Origin of the sequence: Robertmurraya kyonggiensis (assembly GCF_005116465.1) — a bacterium.
GTDB lineage: Bacteria > Bacillota > Bacilli > Bacillales > Cytobacillaceae > Robertmurraya > Robertmurraya kyonggiensis.
The window spans coordinates 212587-231105 of record NZ_SWBM01000005.1 but is presented as its reverse complement, the minus strand read 5'-3'; the positions used below and the strand labels follow the sequence as shown (position 1 = coordinate 231105).

Here is an 18519-nt window from a genome sequence, read left to right as displayed (position 1 = left end):
AATTATATTTACTTAATCTATAAAAAATTAGCGCTGTTTCCATCTAGAGTGGGAACAACGCTTTTTATTTTCATTCAGCTTCGTAGCCGTATTTTTCTAACTCTGCAAAAATAGTTTTTAATCGAGGGTTTCCTTCTCCAACCACTTCATCTTCGACTAATACAACAGGATAAAACATATCCTCTTCAATGACTCTTTGAGCAAAATCTTTTTGTTTATCTTCACTCGGCGGATTATGGATATCCACATATGAAATTTTGAAAGATTGATTCGGGAATTTTCTGCTTACCGCTGCTTCCAACCACTCATAGGTTTCCTTAGAAGACGGTAGATTGATACAACTAGGACAAAGCTGTTCTGCACCATAAACGGAAATTTCAACTTCTTTTTTTGTCATGATTCTTCCCCCCTGCTTCTTATTTTCATTGTACACGAAGGAACCAGTATTTAGAAATGAGAAAACGGCAAACTAAAAGAGAATTCTCCTAAAATGTAGAATATTGGATTTCATGCATTTAGATAGATTTTTCAAATGGAAGACATTATAATAAGTATTAAGAAAGGAGCGATTAAGATGGCAGAGCAAATGTTAGAACAAGTTCAAGATGTACTAGATAAATTACGTCCATTCCTTCTTCGTGACGGAGGAGACTGTGAATTAGTTGATGTAGAAGACGGTATTGTGAAATTACGTTTATTAGGTGCTTGCGGTTCATGCCCAAGTTCAACTATCACCCTAAAAGCTGGTATTGAACGTGCCCTTCTAGAAGAGGTTCCTGGCGTAGTAGAAGTTGAACAAGTATTCTAAAATGAAATTTTAAAAAGCGATCTCGCCAGAGCGAAATCGCTTTTTGTTTGCATTAATTTCATAATGGCTCACTTCAATTAAAAAACGAACATTATGATTCTTAGTTACCTAATGTTATTAACTTTGTTCGTTTTTTAGATTATCTTCATACATTGTAAATAGTCACACATATTTCTGAATCTGGACTGAGCTACCGACCTGATCAATTCTCAATTGATGACAGGTCATTTCTGGATACTTGCCCTCCAGTTTTTCTTGTAGCTCCTCGCCTTGACCCTTTTCACAGAAACAAAGCACTGTTGGACCTGCTCCACTCAAAGCTACCCCAAATGCACCAGCATCATAGGCCACATCCTCGATCTCTTGTAAATGAGGGACAAGCTTTTTACGATAGGGCTGATGAAAACGGTCCTGCCTCATCATTTTCCCTGCTAAAAAATAATCTTCTCTAAGCAAAGCAGCTACCAGTACATTCCCAACTGCTCCTGCACGAACTGCATCGGCAAAAGGCAATTCCAATGGCAATACATTGCGTGAATCCTTTGTGAGTAACTCTTCCTTTGGAACAACCGCCACTAAGTCAAACTGTAGGTCACGACAGACAACTGCATCGACACCAGTCTCTCGTTGACTGCCGATGACCAATCCTCCAAAAAGAGAGGCACCGACATTATCAGGATGTCCTTCTAGCTCAGCAGCAATCAAAAACTTTTCATCCACAGTTAAATTTAACTCTCCCACAACATCGGCTAGCTCAATTCCAGCAATAATCGCTGCTGCACTCGAGCCTAGCCCCCTTGCTAACGGTATTTCGCTGTACATTTTAATCGTACAACAAGGAAGCGTTTTTTGATATTTCGCCGCTGTTTGCAGAGCAACTTGTACAATATAATTGGACTCATCTTTTGGAAAAATCTCTAACTCCCTTGATTCCATAACAATTTTCCAAGTGTCCGATTTTTCTACGTCCAAACGTAAATAAAGGTTTAGTGCCAAGCCCATTGAATCAAAGCCAGGACCTAGGTTCGCTGTGCTTCCAGGGACTTGAATTGTTAGCATGTCCCCTTCCTTCATGAGTGAACAACTCCACGAATATGCTCAGCAACCGCCTTCTCATCATTTGGAAGGAGAACAGGCTTAATCGAACTGTAATCAATTGCAGTATTCGGATCCTTCAAACCATTCCCTGTTAAAATCGCAACGATTTTAGTACCCTTTGCAATTTTTCCGTTTTGAATATGCTTATAGACACCCGCTATGGAAGCACAAGAACCTGGTTCTGCAAAAATACCTTCTGAGCTAGCAATCTTCTTATAAGCTGCGATAATTTCATCATCGGTTACTTCATCGATAATTCCTTGCGACTCTTCTGCAGCGGCAACGGCTAAATGCCAGCTTGCAGGGTTTCCGATGCGAATCGCTGTCGCAATCGTCTCAGGATTTTCAAAGACACGGTTATGGACAATCGCTGCTGCTCCTGCTGCTTCAAATCCATGAACTTTTGGCAAGCCTGTATTCTTCGCCTCATGATATTCTTTAAAGCCTTTCCAGTAGGCACTAATATTCCCTGCATTTCCGACTGGAATTGCTAGAATATCTGGAGCCTTCCCTCCTAGTTGGTCACAAATTTCGAAAGCTCCTGTCTTCTGACCTTCTAGACGATATGGATTTACAGAGTTCACAAGCGTTACAGGCTCTTTCTCACTAATATTGCGAACCATTTTTAAGGCTTCATCAAAGTTCCCTTCAATGGAAATAATCTCAGCTCCATACATCACCGCTTGAGCAAGCTTTCCCATCGCGATTTTTCCTTCAGGAATAACGACAATACATCTCATTCCTGCTCTTGCAGCATAAGCCGCTGCAGCTGCTGAGGTATTACCAGTGGAAGCGCAGATCACTGTGTCACTTCCTTCCTCTTTCGCTTTCGCTACAGCCATCACCATACCTCGGTCCTTAAAAGAACCGGTTGGATTTGTTCCTTCTGTTTTCACATAAAGCTCGACGCCCCACTCCTCAGAGAGTCTATCTAATTTGATAAGGGGTGTATTTCCTTCATTTAATGTAAGCTTCGGTGTATTCTCATTGATTGGTAAGAATTCTTTATAGGCGTCTAGTAACCCGTTCCATCTCATGAATGGCCATTCCCTTCTACTCGATATGAACTCTTGATATGATGAACAGATGATAAATCTTCTAATTCTACTAAGATTTCTTCATAGTCTTTTAAAGACGTACTATGTGTGACAACAACAAGCTCTGAAAGTCCTTTTTCCTTCACAGGAAGCTGTAGAATTTTTTCAAAGCTAACTCCATGATTGGTAAAAATGGAGGTAATGTTTGCAAAGACGCCTACCTCGTCGATTACGTGCAGTCTCAAGAAATATTTCGAACGTATTTCATTCGGCTCTTTCATCCGTTTTTCAAATTGCGGGGAAATGATACTTTTTCCATTGACCCCTAATACCAAGTTCTTCAGCACAACGACAAGGTCAGACACAATAGAAGTCGCTGTTGGCAGGCTGCCCGCTCCTGGACCATAAAACATCGTTTCGCCAACTGCTTCTCCGTATACATAAACGGCATTATATTCATTATTCACAGCCGCTAACGGGTGTGTTTCCCCCAAGAGCGTCGGCTGAACGCTAACCTCCACCTTATCATCCTCGATTTGCGCCATTCCGATAAGCTTCATCGTATACCCAAGCTGCTTGGCATATTGAAGGTCTTCTTCCGAAATATTTGTGATTCCTTGTACTCTTACATCATCTAAATCAATTTTCATGGAAAAACCGAGGGTTGCTAATATCACCATTTTTCTTGCAGCGTCTAGCCCTTCTACGTCAGAGGTTGGATCTGTTTCTGCATAGCCCAATCTCTGCGCTTCTTTCAACACTTCTTCGTAAGCACTGCCTTGCTTAGTCATCTTTGTCAGGATGAAGTTTGTTGTACCGTTCACAATCCCCATCATTTTCGTAATATGATCAGAGGATAATCCGTCCACTAAGCTTCTTAAAATAGGAATACCGCCAGCCACACTTGCCTCATAGAAAAGATCGCAGCTATTTTCTATAGCAACAGACAGAAGCTCAGAGCCGTACAGAGCCATTAAGTCTTTGTTCGCCGTGACAACATGCTTTTTATTTTTGAGCGCTTGTAAAAGGTAGTTTCTTGTCTCGTCAACGCCACCCATGACTTCAATAATGACATCAATTTCTGGATTGTCGATTACATCCTTGGCATTTGTTGTCAGCATCTCTGGGGCAATCTTTACAGCTCTTTCCTTCGTTAAATCTTTCACAAGAACCTTATTTATTTTAATCGGACAGCCAATTTGGTGCATAAGCTTATCTTGATGATCTTCAATAATTTTTACTACTCCTGTTCCAACCGTCCCGAGCCCTAATAACCCGATTGATATAGCTTCCATCTCGATCCCTCCTTGTTGTGTTCTCTCTAGAAAAACAACTGTTTTCTCATAGTAGACATTATAGAGTGTGTTAGCTTTTTTTACAATAGACATTTTCCATATGAAAGCAATTATGTAATCGCTTAATCCCTTATGTTTCATACCTCCATAGATGTTTTTATTTTCTTTTTATAAATAATATTCTAACTTATTTGATTACATTTCGGGGAAAAATTATTCACAGTTCGTAATGGTTGTGGGTAACTCGTCTAGTTATAAAAAAATGAGGATAACTTCGGAAAGTTATCCCCATCTAAATTATTATTTCACCAGTGTCTTCGGCTCTTTCCCAGACAAAACAGCATCGATGTTTTCAACACAAAGCCTCATCATATTCATTCGCGTATCAATAGAAGCACTTCCGATGTGTGGAAGGGCAACGACGTTCGACAATCTTAATAGCGGATGGGTTTTGTCAATTGGTTCTTTGTCAAACACATCTAATCCCGCTGCGGCAATATCGCCCGCCACTAGAGCATCATAAAGTTCCTGTTCATTCACAACAGGTCCACGAGAAGCATTTATGAAAACAACATCGTTTTTCATCCGTTTAAAGACATCTCGAGTAAACAGATTTCTTGTTTCTGGTGTCAGCGGAGTTAAGCAGACAATAAAATCTGCTTGTTCAACTAACTCGTCAAACGAGCAATAAGTGGCCCCTAATTGTGACTCTAGCTCTACTTTTCTAGAACGATTATGGTAAAGTACCTTCATGTCAAAGCCCACGGCTCTTTTCGCAACTGCAGCCCCAATGCTTCCCATTCCGACAATCCCAATTGTCTTATGATGAATATCATGTCCAGCTAGTAAAAGAGGACTCCAGCTTTTCCAATTTCCTTCTTTTACAAACTCAGCAGCCTCTACAATTCTTCTTGCAGTGGCCATCAATAAGGCGAATGTTAAGTCGGCCGTAGCATCTGTTAAAACGTCTGGTGTATTGCATATCGCTACACCATGAGCAGATGCTGCTGCGAGGTCAATATTATCAAAGCCCACTGCTAGATTTGTAACAATTTTTAGCTTCGTGCTCACCGAAAATAACTCTTCGTTCACTTGGTCAGAAAGCATGGTCAATAACGCATCTGCTTGACTTGCTTCCTCTAGTAATACAGAGCGTGGCACAACTACATCCTCTTTCTCCCACATTTTCACTTCATATTTATCAAGGAGCGGTGCTATTACTTCGTCTGGTAGTTTTCTTGTTATGTAAATATAAGGCTTCATCTTTTTCTCCTTTTATTTCCTTTTTCTCAATTATAAAAAAAGATGAGCCATTTTAAAAGAAACTCATCTTTTTAACCATTCGATCTCTGGAATTTGGTATCTCCTTGTTGGTACTTCTACTAATGTAAAAAAATCTCTGAGAAATTCCTCATGTTCACGCGTTTGATCTAAATATTTCTTTAATCTCTCTTCCGACACATGCCTTTGTTGCTCAGAGCCCGTAATGTAGTAATCCTCGATACATTCAAAATAATGCAGTGGAAAAAGGAGACGAGCATAAACTAATCGCCAGGAGAAGGATGATAATGTTGTGATCGTGGCATAGTCTTGATAGAATTGTCTCACAGCCGGCTCATACGTTTTAATATTGTGGAAATAGCGTTCCCTGGTCCACTCGGCTAAATCCCTTGCACAATGATCAAAGACCCAATCAAATGGATTTTTCATCGTAAGACTATCACCCCAAGTTTGCACAGAGAAGCGTTCGTGACAAACGGTACCGCTGTCCACGAATGCTGGTTGATCATCAAGCTCTGTATCACTTAAGTATTGAATGGCGTTTTCCGTAAGTCCCATATAATATGGAAAAGATTCTATAAACAAGCGTTCAAATTCATTTTCTGGTGACTGCATAATTTGCCCATTCCATACGTTTTCCATTTGATTTAATCGTTGCTCCCAAAACGTTTTCCACATCCCAATTCGGTTTATGTTTCTTATTTCAAAGGGAACAGCTCTCCCTCTATAGTGAAATTTGGCCAGTTTCCTACCTAGCCTTTTCAATGGCCGTGTTTCAGAAGCAGCCTTTGCAAGCACACAATAACGACTTTGCTCCCATTCAACGATGTTTTTCCCATCTTTTGATTTTAAAAATTGGCAAACACTCGCATCCCCATACTGCTTTAGATGACTCGTTAACCGTTCTAATTCGATCACACTATCTTCTTCCATTGCACCAACCGGTATAAGAAGATACAGATTGTTTTGGTCCTGACAAGCACTATATGGACCGTGTTTAAATTCTTCTTGTATATGAATTCCGTATAATTGATTAAGCAATCGTTGAAGCATTTTTCCCACCTACCGCTTCTTTTGTCCTTACCAAATGTATATGAATAGATGTAAAGGGAAATGATAAAACCATTTTGTTCTGCATATTCTATCTAAATAGAATTTCGCAAATACATGAAGAAAAGGTGAAGCTTATGTCCGAACAAAGAAATGTAGATATTGTGGAGAAAACAGCAAGAAAGTGGCTCGAGGATCGAGGCGTGAAAATTCAAGATATCGCAGACCTCGTTTTTTATCTTCAAGAAAAATATCATCCTAATTTAAAAATGGAAGAATGCATTAATAATGTGGAAAGAGTTTTATCGAAGAGAGAAGTTCAAAATGCCATACTAACAGGCATCCAGCTCGATATTCTAGCGGAAAAGAAAATGTTAGAGGAGCCTCTACAAACGATGTTGGCCACAGATGAAAGTCTTTACGGGATCGATGAGATATTGGCGTTCTCCATTGTTAACGTGTATGGCTCCATTGGCTTTACCAATTATGGCTTTATCGATAAAATGAAGCCTGGTATATTAGATCGACTAAATGACAAAGCGAGCGGGCAATGTCATACCTTCCTCGATGATATCGTCGGCGCCATTGCAGCAGCCGCTTCAAGCCGATTAGCCCATCGCGCTCAAAATACAGAGTGATAAGAAAAAGCGGGAGAAAGGTTCTCCCGCTTTTTGTATTTGATTATAGTAACTAATATATCGCAAAGACTGATATATTTGTCTGAAGACCGATATATTGCAATGAAGACCGATAAAATGAAATAAAGACCGATATATTTGAATAAGGACCGATATATTCCGATAACGACCGATATCCAATAAATTCGTTGCACTATTTAAGGATTTAGGCTCCAAAAAAGGTCATTTACCAGAGAAAAAACGCAAATTAGTTAGGGACTGCCCCTTCATAGTTGTTTTGGCGTTAAAACTTATACTTCCCACTCATCCAGCGAGTCAACCACGTAGGTCGGCTGCACATCATATGCGGAGAGATGCTCTTTTTTCGTCACACCTGTATGCACTAATAATGTGTCCATCCCTGCATTGATGCCCGCCATAATATCCGTATCGTAATTGTCCCCAACCATTAATGTTTCTTCTTTCTTTGTCCCAATTACGGCTAATGCTTGCTCCATAATAATCGATTCAGGCTTGCCGATAAAGATTGGGTTTGTCTTTGTTGAGACGGTAATCACAGAAGTGATAGAGCCGTTCCCAGGCAAAAGTCCTCTCTCCGTCGGTAGGGCAACATCCCCATTTGTCGAAATGAAAGTTGCACCATTACGAACCGCCAAGCAAGCAGTCGCCAGCTTTTCATAGTTGATTTCACGGTCAATCCCAACGACTACATAGTCCGCATTCTCCTCAGCAAGTTGGAACCCTTTTTCAGCAATCGCTGTATGGAGTCCCTCTTCTCCAATCACATATATTGATGCATCACTATTAAGTCCTTCTATGTAATTAGCCGTTGCTTGGCTTGTTGTAAAAACTTGCTCTTCCTCGGCTGGAATCGAAAAGTTTCTTAGCTTTTCTGCTACCTGAGAGGGTGTTCTTGATGAATTATTCGTCACAAATAAATATGGGATATTCTCGACTTTTAACTTCTTTACAAAATCAGCGGCTTCCTGTATGAGTTCAGTTCCCCGGTACATCGTCCCATCCAAGTCGATTAAGTATCCTTTATATTTTTTCATCTCTATCACTCCTAAGTTGGAAAATGGAAAAACGCTCTGTATAAGAGCGCCTAATTTCTAAATGCCGTAACCGGCCCTAACTCTTCAATTAAATACTGTCTTACACTTGGTGCAAACTGTTTAAGCGCTTCCTTCTGCTCCAAAAACGAGTTGAAAACGGCTTGATGATCAACCTCTGTATACTCTTGTACTAACTGTTTACGGTTTTGAATGATCTGTTTCAACCCTTCAATCGTATCCTTCGATACCACTTTTTCATCATCTAAAATATCGATTATGTCTTCATAGCTACCAGGATCCCGCATAATAAAACCGTCGATAACCGCATTACCAACGTCTAGAATCCCTTCAATGATCGTATGGCAAATTCGTTCAAGAGCGGCTTTTTCAAGAGGTGTTTCCCATTGATTCGTATTTTCAAACAAAAATAACTGTTGTTCAATATAACCTAAAATGGTTTCGATCTTTTCTCTATCCACAAAATACATATGATCCGACCTTTCACGTGTTGCTATAGTGACAACGTTATTGTAGCACAATTTTGACATCTCGTATATTTTACTGGCCGTTTTTGATAAGATAAAGGAAACCGTTTTTTATAGGAGGATTACCATGTCAGAAAGATTTTATTTATATAATGATTTAGTGGACACCAGAACCCGATTTGTTAGTTTTACAGGAGAAAATACACGTTTTGATTTAGCCATTCTTCAGTCGGATCGCCATTATGGAAAGCAGATCGTCATGGATTTACAGGGCAGTCGTTTTGCCATTATTGGGGAGGATGACTTAAAGGAAGAAGGTTATCTGGAGTACGCTTTTAATTTGTCGGAAGAAGATGCAGAGGAACTACGAGATTTTCTATACGAAATCGTTTAAGGAGGCTAAGAGCCTTCTTTTTTTTCGGAAAGATTGGGAAAGAATAAGCTTGAGGTGATAATTGTGGATCAATATAAGGATTTTAAAAGCGTGGAAAAACAAAAGAACTTACTCACAGCTGAAGAGTTCCCAGATGGTGCTTACGGCTCACCAATAAATCGTGATGAAATCGTGAAAAACAAGAAAATGCAAGAAGGGGAAAAATTTTACCGAAGCTTCGGTTACGAGAATGAGACGCTACATGAGGATTTGCCAAGGCAAATGGATGAAGATCAAAGTTAAGCTATCAGTTGGCTCCACTGATAGCTTAGCCTTGCACCTTTTTAATAACAAAATACGAGCAACCAAAATTACAGAATTCGTAAATATATTCTGTTAGGATACTGATTTTCGTATCAAATGTAGCTTTTTGATTTTTATCATCATAAAAACCTTTTAATCGAAGCTGTCCATAGCCCCAATCCCCAACGATATAATCATACTTGCTTAAGATATCACTGTATCTGTTTTGGAAAGCCTCTTCGTTAAAGCCTTCCCCTCTTTCTTCTATAATCTCGTAACTCATATTGTTAATGTTAATCAATTCCGTCACCTCTTTTTGGCACACTATGTTTACATTATAAACTATTCACCATCAATTACTAAGAGAAAAAATTAAATATTGGCTCATACTACAAATGGAGGTGTAGATCATGAACAAAATAATCCCTTTAATCTGCTTACTTAGCCTTTCACTTTTAGCAGCCTGTAATAACAATGATCAATCAGCCAAAGATGGCCTTTATCAGGAAAGTGGCAACACCGTTAATGTTAATGATCAGCGAGCGGATATTTATAATAAAAATGGAAAAGATGTTTCCGAGGACTTCGGTTATGTTCGTCATCAAAGAAGTCCCGTTACTGGACAACAGGTTTCTAATGACCATTATACCCCTTTAGATAGGGAAAAACTTGCTGATACGATTAGTAAGCTAGCTACCGATATTCCAAATGTGGATGATGTTTCGACTTTGGTTACAAGTGAAGAGGTATTAGTCGTGTATGCAACTAACGCTGACAATCGCTCAACTATAGCGGATCAAGTGAAGAAAACGGCGATGTCTGTCGTTCCTCGCTGGTATCAAATTTACGTGACCGACAACACCGCTTTACGAAAAAACGTGGAAAACTTCGCGACAATGGATTCTGATAGCATAAGAACAGAATACGCAATCGACGAGCTTATTAAGGAAATGAAAAAATCTCCACAAGGGAAATAATTTTGTGACAGAAATATACTTAGTTCAATCCATAACGTCTGTTCGGAACAATTCGGACAGACGTTATTTTTGGGGTTGTCGGGTGTACTTGGGAGTCTACCTGTTCAGATCTGATTTGTCGGTCAGATCGTAAGCCAGTTCCCTCATCTTGGCGTAAAAACCTAGTTTGTCCGCCACCCCTGGCCCAATTTCCTCAATCTTAATGGAAAAGCGAATCCCACCCAAAAATCATACTAAAAAAGACTGTTCCCAAAAACCCGGCCAAGGACTTTTAGAAACAGTCTTATTTATCGTATTAAGCTTCTTTCGCAGCTTCTTTTTCAGCGAGCATTTGTTTATGCTTAGTTGCCTCATTTACTTGCTCATCTGCGTGGTAAGAAGAGCGAACCATTGGGCCGGCCTCACAATGGCTGAAGCCTTTGCTTAGAGCAATTTCTTTCAGCTCTTGGAATTCATCTGGATGGTAGTACTTCAATACCGGCAAATGTTTCTTCGAAGGCTGTAGATATTGACCAATCGTCATAATATCAACGTTGTTGGCTCTTAAATCGTCCATTGTTTCGATAATTTCTTCTTTTGTCTCGCCTAAACCAATCATCAAACTAGACTTCGTTGGGATATTCGGGTACATCTCTTTTGCTCTTCTTAAAAATTCTAATGAACGATCATATTTCGCACGTGCTCTAACTCTTGGAGTCAATCGACGAACTGTTTCGATATTATGATTCAAAATATCTGGTTTCGCGTTCATTAGCATTTCAAGATTTTCGTAAACGCCACCCATATCTGAAGGTAGAACTTCAATACTTGTAAAAGGACTCTTTCTTCGAATTGCGCGAACCGTTTCGGCAAAAACAGCTGATCCGCCATCTTTTAAATCGTCACGAGCAACAGCTGTAACGACAACGTGCTTTAAATTCATTTGAACAACGGAATCCGCTACTCTTTCTGGTTCAGCCCAATCAAGCTCAGTTGGAAGTCCAGTTTTTACAGCACAGAAACGACAAGCTCTTGTACAAGTATCCCCTAAAATCATAAAAGTCGCCGTACGACGTACAGCCCAGCACTCATGAATATTTGGGCATTTTGCTTCTTCGCAGACCGTATGAAGGCTCTTCTCACGCATCATTTTTTTCAAGCCTGTGTAATTTTCATTCGTGTTTAGCTTTATTTTTAACCACTCAGGTTTACGTAAATACTCTTGGTTTTGACTCATTTTCTCTACACCATCCTTACCATGATCCGTTCGTGCTGTTATGTATCTCTTCTCATGCAACTTTATCACAAGAAAACATGAAGAACAAGCAAACTGACCATTTCAAGGATTACCATTTATTGATATTTATTTATTCCATTCATTGTTCACAAACTAATGAATGTGAATCTAGTCTACGAGGAGGATTCTTGTGGGATATCGTCGATTATATATATCCATTATTATCGTTTTCCTAGTACTAGGGTCAGTTCCCGTTCATGCTGAGGATCAAAACGAAGTGTATGCGCAACGTATGACCCTATACAAAAAAGTAGAAGCGGTGACCAATATTCCCTGGTACTACATAGCTGCTATCGACCAATACGAACGAAATGTCCGTTCAGCGCGAAAAGATATTCCAAAGGCTGAAGGAATTACAGGGATTTATTTTAAACCGGAGGAATGGGTCGGTATTCTTAATCCCAATCTAGAAGATCAAAATCCTACCTCGATCAAATTTTTCAATGGGATTGGATATGACGGAAATGGAGACGGAAAAGCCGATCTTCATAATGATGAAGATGTTATCCAAGCATTTGCCCAGTATCTTCTGAAGTATGGGGTCGATCATGATAATATCAAAATCGGTCTTTGGGATTATTATAAGCGTGACAAGGCAGTTGGGTTAATTATTGATAAATCAAAAATCTATAAGCATTTTGGAAGAATCGATTTGGAAGGACATGCTTTCCCGGTCCCTTATAAAAGTAACCATAGCTACAAAAACACTTGGGGAGACGCGCGCGGCTGGGGAGGTAGAAGAATTCATGAAGGAACCGATATATTTGCTGATTATGGAGTTCCCGTACGCGCAACTTGTTTCGGGATTGTGGAAATGAAGGGTTGGAACCGCTATGGTGGTTGGCGAGTGGGAATAAGAGATATCAATAATAACTATCATTATTTTGCCCACTTGAGTGGCTTTGAGAAAAACTTAAAAGTTGGACAAGTAGTTGAACCTGGAATGTTGATCGGTGGTGTTGGAAGTTCAGGCTATGGACCTCCAGGAACGTCCGGAAAATTCCCACCTCACCTCCATTATGGTATGTATAAAGATAATGGCTTCACCGAATGGTCATATGATCCTTATCCACATCTTCGACTTTGGGAGAGACAGGATCGTCAAAAAGCTAGAAAGAAATAATTTTTTTGAGGGCTACCGAAAAATGGTAGCTCTTTCATTTTGCACATTATCCTCCCTTTTATTTGATAAAAAACAATATATTTAGTATTCAGAAATATATTAATTGACAAAAAATTATCTAGACGAATAGAAATCTATGATCTAAAATACTGGTAGTGAACAAATATTTAAAATTATTTTTCTATTCTGGAATAGCTTATTCCGAAAGTTTGATTTAATTTATCAGAATAGTTAAATAACAAAAAAGGGGGAAAAATTTCATAATGAAAAAGATTTCAAAGCTACTGATGACATCTGTATTATTTGCCGGTGTCCTTGCTGGATGTGCAAGCGGCAATGAAACTACTGGAGGCAGTGAAGGCGACACGATAAAAGTTGGTGCAAACCTTGAGCTTTCAGGGGCAGTTGCTTCCTACGGTGAAGGAATTAAGGAAGGTATTGATTTAGCTATCGAAGAAATTAACGCCGCAGGTGGCGTTGATGGAAAAGAATTAGAAGTAGTACCTGTTGACAATAAGTCTGAAGGTTCAGAAGCTACGAATGCAGCGATTAAATTAGTCAACCAAGATAAGGTAACTGCTATTATCGGTTCTGCTACAAGCGGTAACACCAAAGCACAAACGCAAATCGCGGATGAAGGTAAAACTATTCTGATTACACCATCTGGTACAGCTGATGACTTAACATTAGGTACAGATGGAAACGTAATTGACTATGTTTTCCGTACTTCTTTCATTGATTCATTCCAAGGAAAAGTAGCAGCAAACTTTGCAACTGAGCTAGGCATTAAGAATGCAGCTATTTATGCGGACAACGCAAGTGACTATGCAAAAGGACTTGCTAAATCATTTAAAGAGACTTTTGAAGCTGCTGGCGGGAAAGTTGTAGCAGAAGAATCCTATATTGCTGATGATACAGACTTCCGTTCAACATTAACGAACTTAAAATCAGCTGAACCAGAGTTTATCTTTATCCCTGGTTATTATGAAGAAGTAGGCTTAATTGTTAAACAAGCTCGCGAATTAGGTATCGATGTTCCATTAATGGGAGCAGATGGATGGGATTCTCCTACACTAGTTGAATTAGCAGGTGCAGAAAACCTTAACAATACTTATATTACGAACCACTATTCTTCTGGTGACCCAGATGAGACGATTCAAAAATTTGTTGAAGCATTCTCCAAAAAATATGACGGTGCTAAGCCTGATGCTTTCAACGCACTAGGATATGACTCTGTATACCTACTAGTTGATGCAATGGACCGTGCTGGTACGACGACAGATAAAGAAAAAATTAAAGATGCTCTAGCGGAAACGAAGGATCTATCGCTTATTACAGGAAAAATTACAATTGACGAACTACACAACCCAACTAAATCAGCGACTGTATTAGAATACAAAGACGGTGAGCAAGTATTCAAATCTAAAGTAAATCCTTAAGATGAGACTGAGAAATGGGGGGACGATTTTATCCTCCCATTTCTTATTATCAATTAAGGAACAGAATATGCCTTTTAAAAGGAGTGAAAATTTGATGGAATGGATTCAGCAATTAATTAATGGGATTTCACTCGGAAGCATCTATGCACTCATAGCACTTGGCTATACCATGGTATACGGGATTATCAAGCTCATTAACTTTGCTCATGGCGATGTTTTTATGATCGGTGCATTTGTTGGATTTTATGCGATCGCTGGATGGGGACTTGGCTTTTTTCCTGCATTGCTACTCGCAATGGCAGTCTGTGCTGTATTCGGTGTCTTAATTGAACGGATCGCCTATAAGAGACTTAGAAATGCGACTCGAATCGCTGCTTTAATCACAGCAATCGGTGTATCCCTGCTGATCGAATATGGATTTATCTACGTGCGTGGTGCACAAGCAGCAGCCTATCCAGACGTCTTAGCAAACAAGAAGTATGACCTTTTCGGCATTCAAGTAAGCAGCCAATCACTTCTAATTCTTGTTGTTTCGATTGTCCTTATGATTATTTTGCATTTTGTTGTACATAGAACGAAAATCGGGAAAGCAATGCGTGCCGTTTCTCATGATATGGAAGCAGCACAACTGATGGGGATTAATGTGAATACAACAATTTCTGCAACCTTTGCAATAGGTTCTGCATTAGCAGGTGCAGCAGGTGTTTTTTTCGGTGTCTATTATACAAAGATCGAACCACTCATGGGTGTCATTCCTGGGGTGAAAGCTTTCGTTGCCGCAGTTTTAGGTGGGATTGGCATTATTCCGGGAGCAATGGTCGGCGGTCTTGTTCTTGGTGTCGTTGAAACCATCGTTAGTGCTTTAGGTTTTTCCCAGTGGAGAGATGCAGCTGCGTTTATTATCCTAATCTTAATCTTGTTATTCAGACCTTCCGGCATCTTCGGAAAAAACGCAAGAGAGAAAGTGTAGGTGAAGAAGTCTATGAAAAAGGTAAAAGGATTTTGGATATATGTCGTCCTATCAGTAGTAATTTATGGGGTCGTACAGCTTCTCATCAACGGTGGAATTTTAAATCCTTTTTATGCGAATACCCTTATTTTTATCGGAATTAATATTATTTTGGCGGTAAGCTTGCATTTGGTTATCGGAATTACTGGGCAATTTTCAATTGGACATGCTGGCTTTTTAGCTGTTGGCGCTTATATTTCCGCCATCATTACAATGAAGTTTCAGCTTCCTTTTCCATTAGCACTATTAGCTGGTGGAATTGTTGCAGCCTTAGCTGGTCTTCTCGTTGGAATCCCAAGTCTTCGCTTAAAAGGAGATTATTTAGCAATTGCCACACTAGGCTTTGGAGAAATCATTCGAATTGTCTTTTTGAATATTGACTACGTTGGCGGGGCTTCTGGAATGCAAGTTACCCATTTAACAACTTGGACTTATACATTCATTTGCCTATTCATTACGATTACAGTCATTACAAACTTTACCAATTCTAGACATGGTCGTGCCTGTATTTCCGTTCGTGAAAATGAGATTGCAGCTGATGCAATGGGTATTAATACCACTTACTATAAAGTTGTCGCCTTTGCTTTAGGTTCATTCTTTGCCGGTATTGCTGGAGGGTTATTCGCCCATAACTTCTATATTATTCAGCCTGGTAACTTTGGCTTCTTAAAATCCTTTGATATTTTGATCTTTGTTGTTTTAGGTGGATTAGGAAGTTTATCTGGCTCAGTAATCGCCGCGATTTTATTAACAGTTGTTTCAACCTTCCTGCAGGACTATCCAGAGACTCGCATGATTATTTACAGCGTTGTCCTAGTTCTTGTCATGCTTTATCGCCCACAGGGATTAATGGGGACTCGAGAAGTCACCGACCTGTTTGGAAAGTGGAAAGGTCCAAAAGGAGGTAACTCATATGGGAAGTAACCCTTTGTTAAAAGTTCAAAGTGCAGGAATCCAATTCGGCGGATTGAAGGCTGTTTGGGACTTCAATATGGAAATACACCAAGGAGAACTTGTTGGTCTTATCGGTCCGAATGGTGCAGGGAAAACAACATGTTTCAATTTATTAACAGGCGTTTATGTACCTACTGAAGGGGATATTTCCCTTGAAGGACAGCGTTTAAATGGCCTAGCACCTTATCAAGTAACTCGTAAGGGCATTAGCCGTACATTCCAGAACATTCGTCTTTTTAACGAACTTTCGGTTTTGGACAATGTTAAAGTTGCCTATCATTCTTTAGCAAAGCATTCAATAGTTAGCTCGATTTTCCGCTTACCTTCTCACTTTTCTGGGGAAAAAGAGATGGAGGAAAAGTCCATTGAGTTCTTAAAAATTTTTCAACTTGAACCTTATTTATACGAAAAAGCGAAAAATCTACCATATGGGATGCAACGCCGCTTGGAAATTGCACGAGCATTAGCGGCTGGTCCAAAATTATTGCTCTTAGATGAACCTGCTGCCGGGATGAATCCTCAAGAAACGCATGAATTAATGGAGTTAATCGCTTTTGTTCGTGAAAAATTTAATTTGACCATCCTCTTAATTGAGCATGATATGAAATTGGTCATGGGAATCTGTGAAAGAATCTATGTTTTAGACCATGGTCAGCTAATTGCAGATGGAACACCAAATGAAATCCGAAATAATCCTAAAGTTATTGAAGCTTATTTAGGAGAGGAGGCTGCTGAAAGCCATGCTGAAAGTTCACCAAATTGATGTTTTTTATGGGAATATTCAAGCACTTAAAGGCGTTTCATTAGAAGTTCAAGAGGGTGAAATTGTAACATTAATTGGTGCCAATGGAGCTGGGAAAAGCACACTCCTTAAAACATTATCCGGATTGCTTAAGCCTAAAAAGGGAACAATCCAATATTTAGAGAATTCAATTGCAGGAAAGCCTGCTCAATCAATTGTTAAAGCCGGCATTTCCCATGTTCCTGAAGGTCGTCGCGTATTTGCCAATATGACCGTGGAAGAAAATCTTCAATTAGGTGCTTACTTAAGAAAGGATTTGCAAGGAGTTAAGCAGGATTTTGAGCGAGTGTATGAACTTTTCCCTCGACTTCTTGAACGAAAAAAGCAGTTGTCCGGTACTCTTTCAGGAGGAGAACAGCAAATGCTGGCAATGGGAAGAGCCATTATGGCGAAACCTAAGTTGCTTCTTCTTGATGAACCGTCGATGGGACTCGCTCCCTTAATGGTAAAAACCATTTTCTCAATTATTGAGGAAATTAATCGTGCAGGCACAACAATTCTTTTAGTTGAGCAAAATGCCCATATGGCTCTTTCTATAGCAAACCGCGCTTATGTCATTGAAACAGGAAGCGTCGTTGCTTCTGGACCTGCAGCCGAACTACAAGCAAGTGAACAAATTAAAGAAGCCTATCTTGGTGGACTATAAAGGGATGTCTCTATGAGACATCCCCTTTTATTAGTCCACAGGAATCTCCAACGATGGCGCTCCTCCTTCCCCACCATTATTGTAAAATTGCGGAACCTCACCTTTGATAACTCCTAATGCAATCGGAATTTCTTGCTCGAGCACTGCCTCATCAGTTGCAAATGGAATAATCACTTGGACATTTACCTTTAACTTAATTTTAACCTGAATATAAATATTATTGATTCCAATTTCCTCAAATTCCGTTTCAATATCAGATTCCATGTGACCAATCGCTGTAAATCGGATTGGGATTTTAGGACCTAAATTTCCGAGAAGAGCATTATTGGTCGCCTGTCCTAAAGGGACATAATAGACGATCCCATCTTCATCCTTTGTCTTCTCAGGATCGAATTCAACGTCTGAAAGTGTTTCAATCTCTCCCAAATCCCCGCCTTCTGCCGTTTTAATATTATTTAAAATTAAACGAGTTGTTTCCCCGAGTTTGGTTAAAATTTTTTCCGTATCAAAGTTTGCCGTGGACGTTTCTGGATCGACAATGATGATATTATTAATATCCTCTGTTTTCGTTTCTAAAATAGCATTATTGATAATGAGAGAGGCGATTTGTACCGTTTGTGATGATGCGTAGGCCATCAACGTATCTTTTAGCCCTTTATTAATAATCCATAACCCTGCCGTCGTGGAGAACACGAAAAAAACAAGGGTGAGTAACAAAACATATCTGAACGGCAACGGACCTCTCCGCGGCATACGACCGCGAAATTTAGCCAAAACAATCCCCCCTTTACAAGCTATATGTATGCTGTAAAAGGGGGGACTATCTCTATTTTATAACGAAATGTTGTAGTACTTGCTGTTTAAATATCG

General features: G+C 39.6%; 22 protein-coding genes. 11 read left to right on the top strand and 11 right to left on the bottom strand.

Translation table 11 applies throughout. From position 1 onward, the window contains the following. Positions 1 to 70: 70 nt before the first annotated feature. Positions 71 to 397: a YuzD family protein gene (locus FA727_RS18710; RefSeq protein WP_136833058.1), complete on the bottom strand. Its 327-nt coding sequence runs from the start codon at positions 395 to 397 to the stop codon at positions 71 to 73. 135 nt (positions 398 to 532) lie between these two features. Between FA727_RS18710 and FA727_RS18705 the strand changes: the two genes are divergently transcribed. Further along, entirely contained in the window at positions 533 to 808 is a 276-nt protein-coding gene (locus FA727_RS18705) for a NifU family protein (RefSeq protein WP_246010263.1), read from the top strand. A gap of 162 nt (positions 809 to 970) precedes the next feature. Here FA727_RS18705 and thrB read toward each other — a convergent pair whose 3' ends face one another. The 5 genes from thrB to yutH form a co-directional block, all read right to left on the bottom strand. Further along, positions 971 to 1882 (bottom strand): homoserine kinase, encoded by a 912-nt coding sequence (gene thrB, locus FA727_RS18700; protein WP_136833057.1) that lies wholly within the window; start codon positions 1880 to 1882, stop codon positions 971 to 973. Next, complete coding sequence (gene thrC, locus FA727_RS18695) at positions 1879 to 2943, bottom strand: threonine synthase (protein ID WP_136833056.1); 1065 nt, start codon at positions 2941 to 2943, stop codon at positions 1879 to 1881. The genes thrB and thrC overlap by 4 nt, the downstream gene beginning before the upstream one ends. Then, complete coding sequence (locus tag FA727_RS18690) at positions 2940 to 4238, bottom strand: homoserine dehydrogenase (RefSeq protein WP_136833055.1); 1299 nt, start codon at positions 4236 to 4238, stop codon at positions 2940 to 2942. The genes thrC and FA727_RS18690 overlap by 4 nt, the downstream gene beginning before the upstream one ends. A 300-nt stretch (positions 4239 to 4538) precedes the next feature. Beyond that, positions 4539 to 5501 (bottom strand): 2-hydroxyacid dehydrogenase, encoded by a 963-nt coding sequence (locus FA727_RS18685; RefSeq protein ID WP_136833054.1) that lies wholly within the window; start codon positions 5499 to 5501, stop codon positions 4539 to 4541. Positions 5502 to 5564: 63 nt separating this feature from the next. Then, complete coding sequence (gene yutH / locus FA727_RS18680) at positions 5565 to 6572, bottom strand: spore coat putative kinase YutH (RefSeq protein ID WP_136833053.1); 1008 nt, start codon at positions 6570 to 6572, stop codon at positions 5565 to 5567. 134 nt (positions 6573 to 6706) lie between these two features. On the opposite strand from yutH, the gene FA727_RS18675 reads away from it, so the two are divergent. After that, positions 6707 to 7207, top strand: a complete 501-nt coding sequence (locus FA727_RS18675) for a phosphatidylglycerophosphatase A family protein (protein WP_136833052.1) — start codon at positions 6707 to 6709, stop codon at positions 7205 to 7207. A 290-nt stretch (positions 7208 to 7497) separates the two neighbouring features. Here the strand turns inward: FA727_RS18675 and FA727_RS18670 are convergent, their stop codons facing one another. Further along, a complete protein-coding gene (locus FA727_RS18670; protein WP_136833051.1) occupies positions 7498 to 8262 on the bottom strand; it encodes a TIGR01457 family HAD-type hydrolase in 765 nt (254 codons plus the stop codon). 50 nt (positions 8263 to 8312) lie between these two features. Then, positions 8313 to 8750, bottom strand: coding sequence for a DUF86 domain-containing protein (locus FA727_RS18665; RefSeq protein ID WP_136833050.1), 438 nt, complete (start codon positions 8748 to 8750; stop codon positions 8313 to 8315). A 124-nt stretch (positions 8751 to 8874) separates the two neighbouring features. Here FA727_RS18665 and FA727_RS18660 point away from each other — a divergent pair, with 124 nt between their 5' ends. Both FA727_RS18660 and FA727_RS18655 read left to right on the top strand, forming a co-directional pair. Continuing rightward, positions 8875 to 9141, top strand: a complete 267-nt coding sequence (locus tag FA727_RS18660; RefSeq protein WP_136833049.1) for a DUF3055 domain-containing protein — start codon at positions 8875 to 8877, stop codon at positions 9139 to 9141. A 63-nt stretch (positions 9142 to 9204) separates the two neighbouring features. Then, positions 9205 to 9423, top strand: a complete 219-nt coding sequence (locus FA727_RS18655) for a hypothetical protein (RefSeq protein WP_246041961.1) — start codon at positions 9205 to 9207, stop codon at positions 9421 to 9423. Positions 9424 to 9448: 25 nt separating this feature from the next. Here FA727_RS18655 and FA727_RS18650 read toward each other — a convergent pair whose 3' ends face one another. After that, complete coding sequence (locus FA727_RS18650; RefSeq protein ID WP_126405281.1) at positions 9449 to 9724, bottom strand: YutD family protein; 276 nt, start codon at positions 9722 to 9724, stop codon at positions 9449 to 9451. A gap of 109 nt (positions 9725 to 9833) precedes the next feature. Here FA727_RS18650 and FA727_RS18645 point away from each other — a divergent pair, with 109 nt between their 5' ends. Beyond that, complete coding sequence (locus FA727_RS18645; protein ID WP_136833047.1) at positions 9834 to 10400, top strand: YhcN/YlaJ family sporulation lipoprotein; 567 nt, start codon at positions 9834 to 9836, stop codon at positions 10398 to 10400. A 295-nt stretch (positions 10401 to 10695) separates the two neighbouring features. Here FA727_RS18645 and lipA read toward each other — a convergent pair whose 3' ends face one another. Continuing rightward, positions 10696 to 11616 (bottom strand): lipoyl synthase, encoded by a 921-nt coding sequence (gene lipA, locus FA727_RS18640; RefSeq protein ID WP_136833046.1) that lies wholly within the window; start codon positions 11614 to 11616, stop codon positions 10696 to 10698. A 220-nt stretch (positions 11617 to 11836) separates the two neighbouring features. On the opposite strand from lipA, the gene FA727_RS18635 reads away from it, so the two are divergent. The 6 genes from FA727_RS18635 to FA727_RS18610 all read left to right on the top strand — a co-directional run bounded on the left by FA727_RS18635 (position 11837) and on the right by FA727_RS18610 (position 17649). After that, entirely contained in the window at positions 11837 to 12799 is a 963-nt protein-coding gene (locus tag FA727_RS18635) for a M23 family metallopeptidase (RefSeq protein WP_438646637.1), read from the top strand. Between the two features lie 263 nt (positions 12800 to 13062). After that, positions 13063 to 14238: an ABC transporter substrate-binding protein gene (locus FA727_RS18630; RefSeq protein ID WP_136833045.1), complete on the top strand. Its 1176-nt coding sequence runs from the start codon at positions 13063 to 13065 to the stop codon at positions 14236 to 14238. A gap of 94 nt (positions 14239 to 14332) precedes the next feature. After that, positions 14333 to 15208, top strand: coding sequence for a branched-chain amino acid ABC transporter permease (locus FA727_RS18625; protein WP_136833044.1), 876 nt, complete (start codon positions 14333 to 14335; stop codon positions 15206 to 15208). 12 nt (positions 15209 to 15220) lie between these two features. After that, the gene (locus FA727_RS18620; protein ID WP_136833043.1) at positions 15221 to 16171 is read left to right on the top strand and encodes a branched-chain amino acid ABC transporter permease; all 951 of its coding nucleotides are present in this window, start codon (positions 15221 to 15223) and stop codon (positions 16169 to 16171) included. Further along, on the top strand, positions 16161 to 16964 hold the full coding sequence (locus FA727_RS18615) for an ABC transporter ATP-binding protein (RefSeq protein ID WP_136833042.1): 804 nt from the start codon (positions 16161 to 16163) through the stop codon (positions 16962 to 16964). Before FA727_RS18620 ends, FA727_RS18615 begins: the two co-directional genes overlap by 11 nt. Next, positions 16942 to 17649, top strand: a complete 708-nt coding sequence (locus FA727_RS18610; RefSeq protein ID WP_136833041.1) for an ABC transporter ATP-binding protein — start codon at positions 16942 to 16944, stop codon at positions 17647 to 17649. Before FA727_RS18615 ends, FA727_RS18610 begins: the two co-directional genes overlap by 23 nt. A 30-nt stretch (positions 17650 to 17679) precedes the next feature. On the opposite strand, the gene yunB is transcribed toward FA727_RS18610, so the two are convergent. Then, entirely contained in the window at positions 17680 to 18423 is a 744-nt protein-coding gene (gene yunB / locus FA727_RS18605) for a sporulation protein YunB (protein ID WP_126405290.1), read from the bottom strand. Between the last annotated feature and the right edge of the window lie 96 nt (positions 18424 to 18519).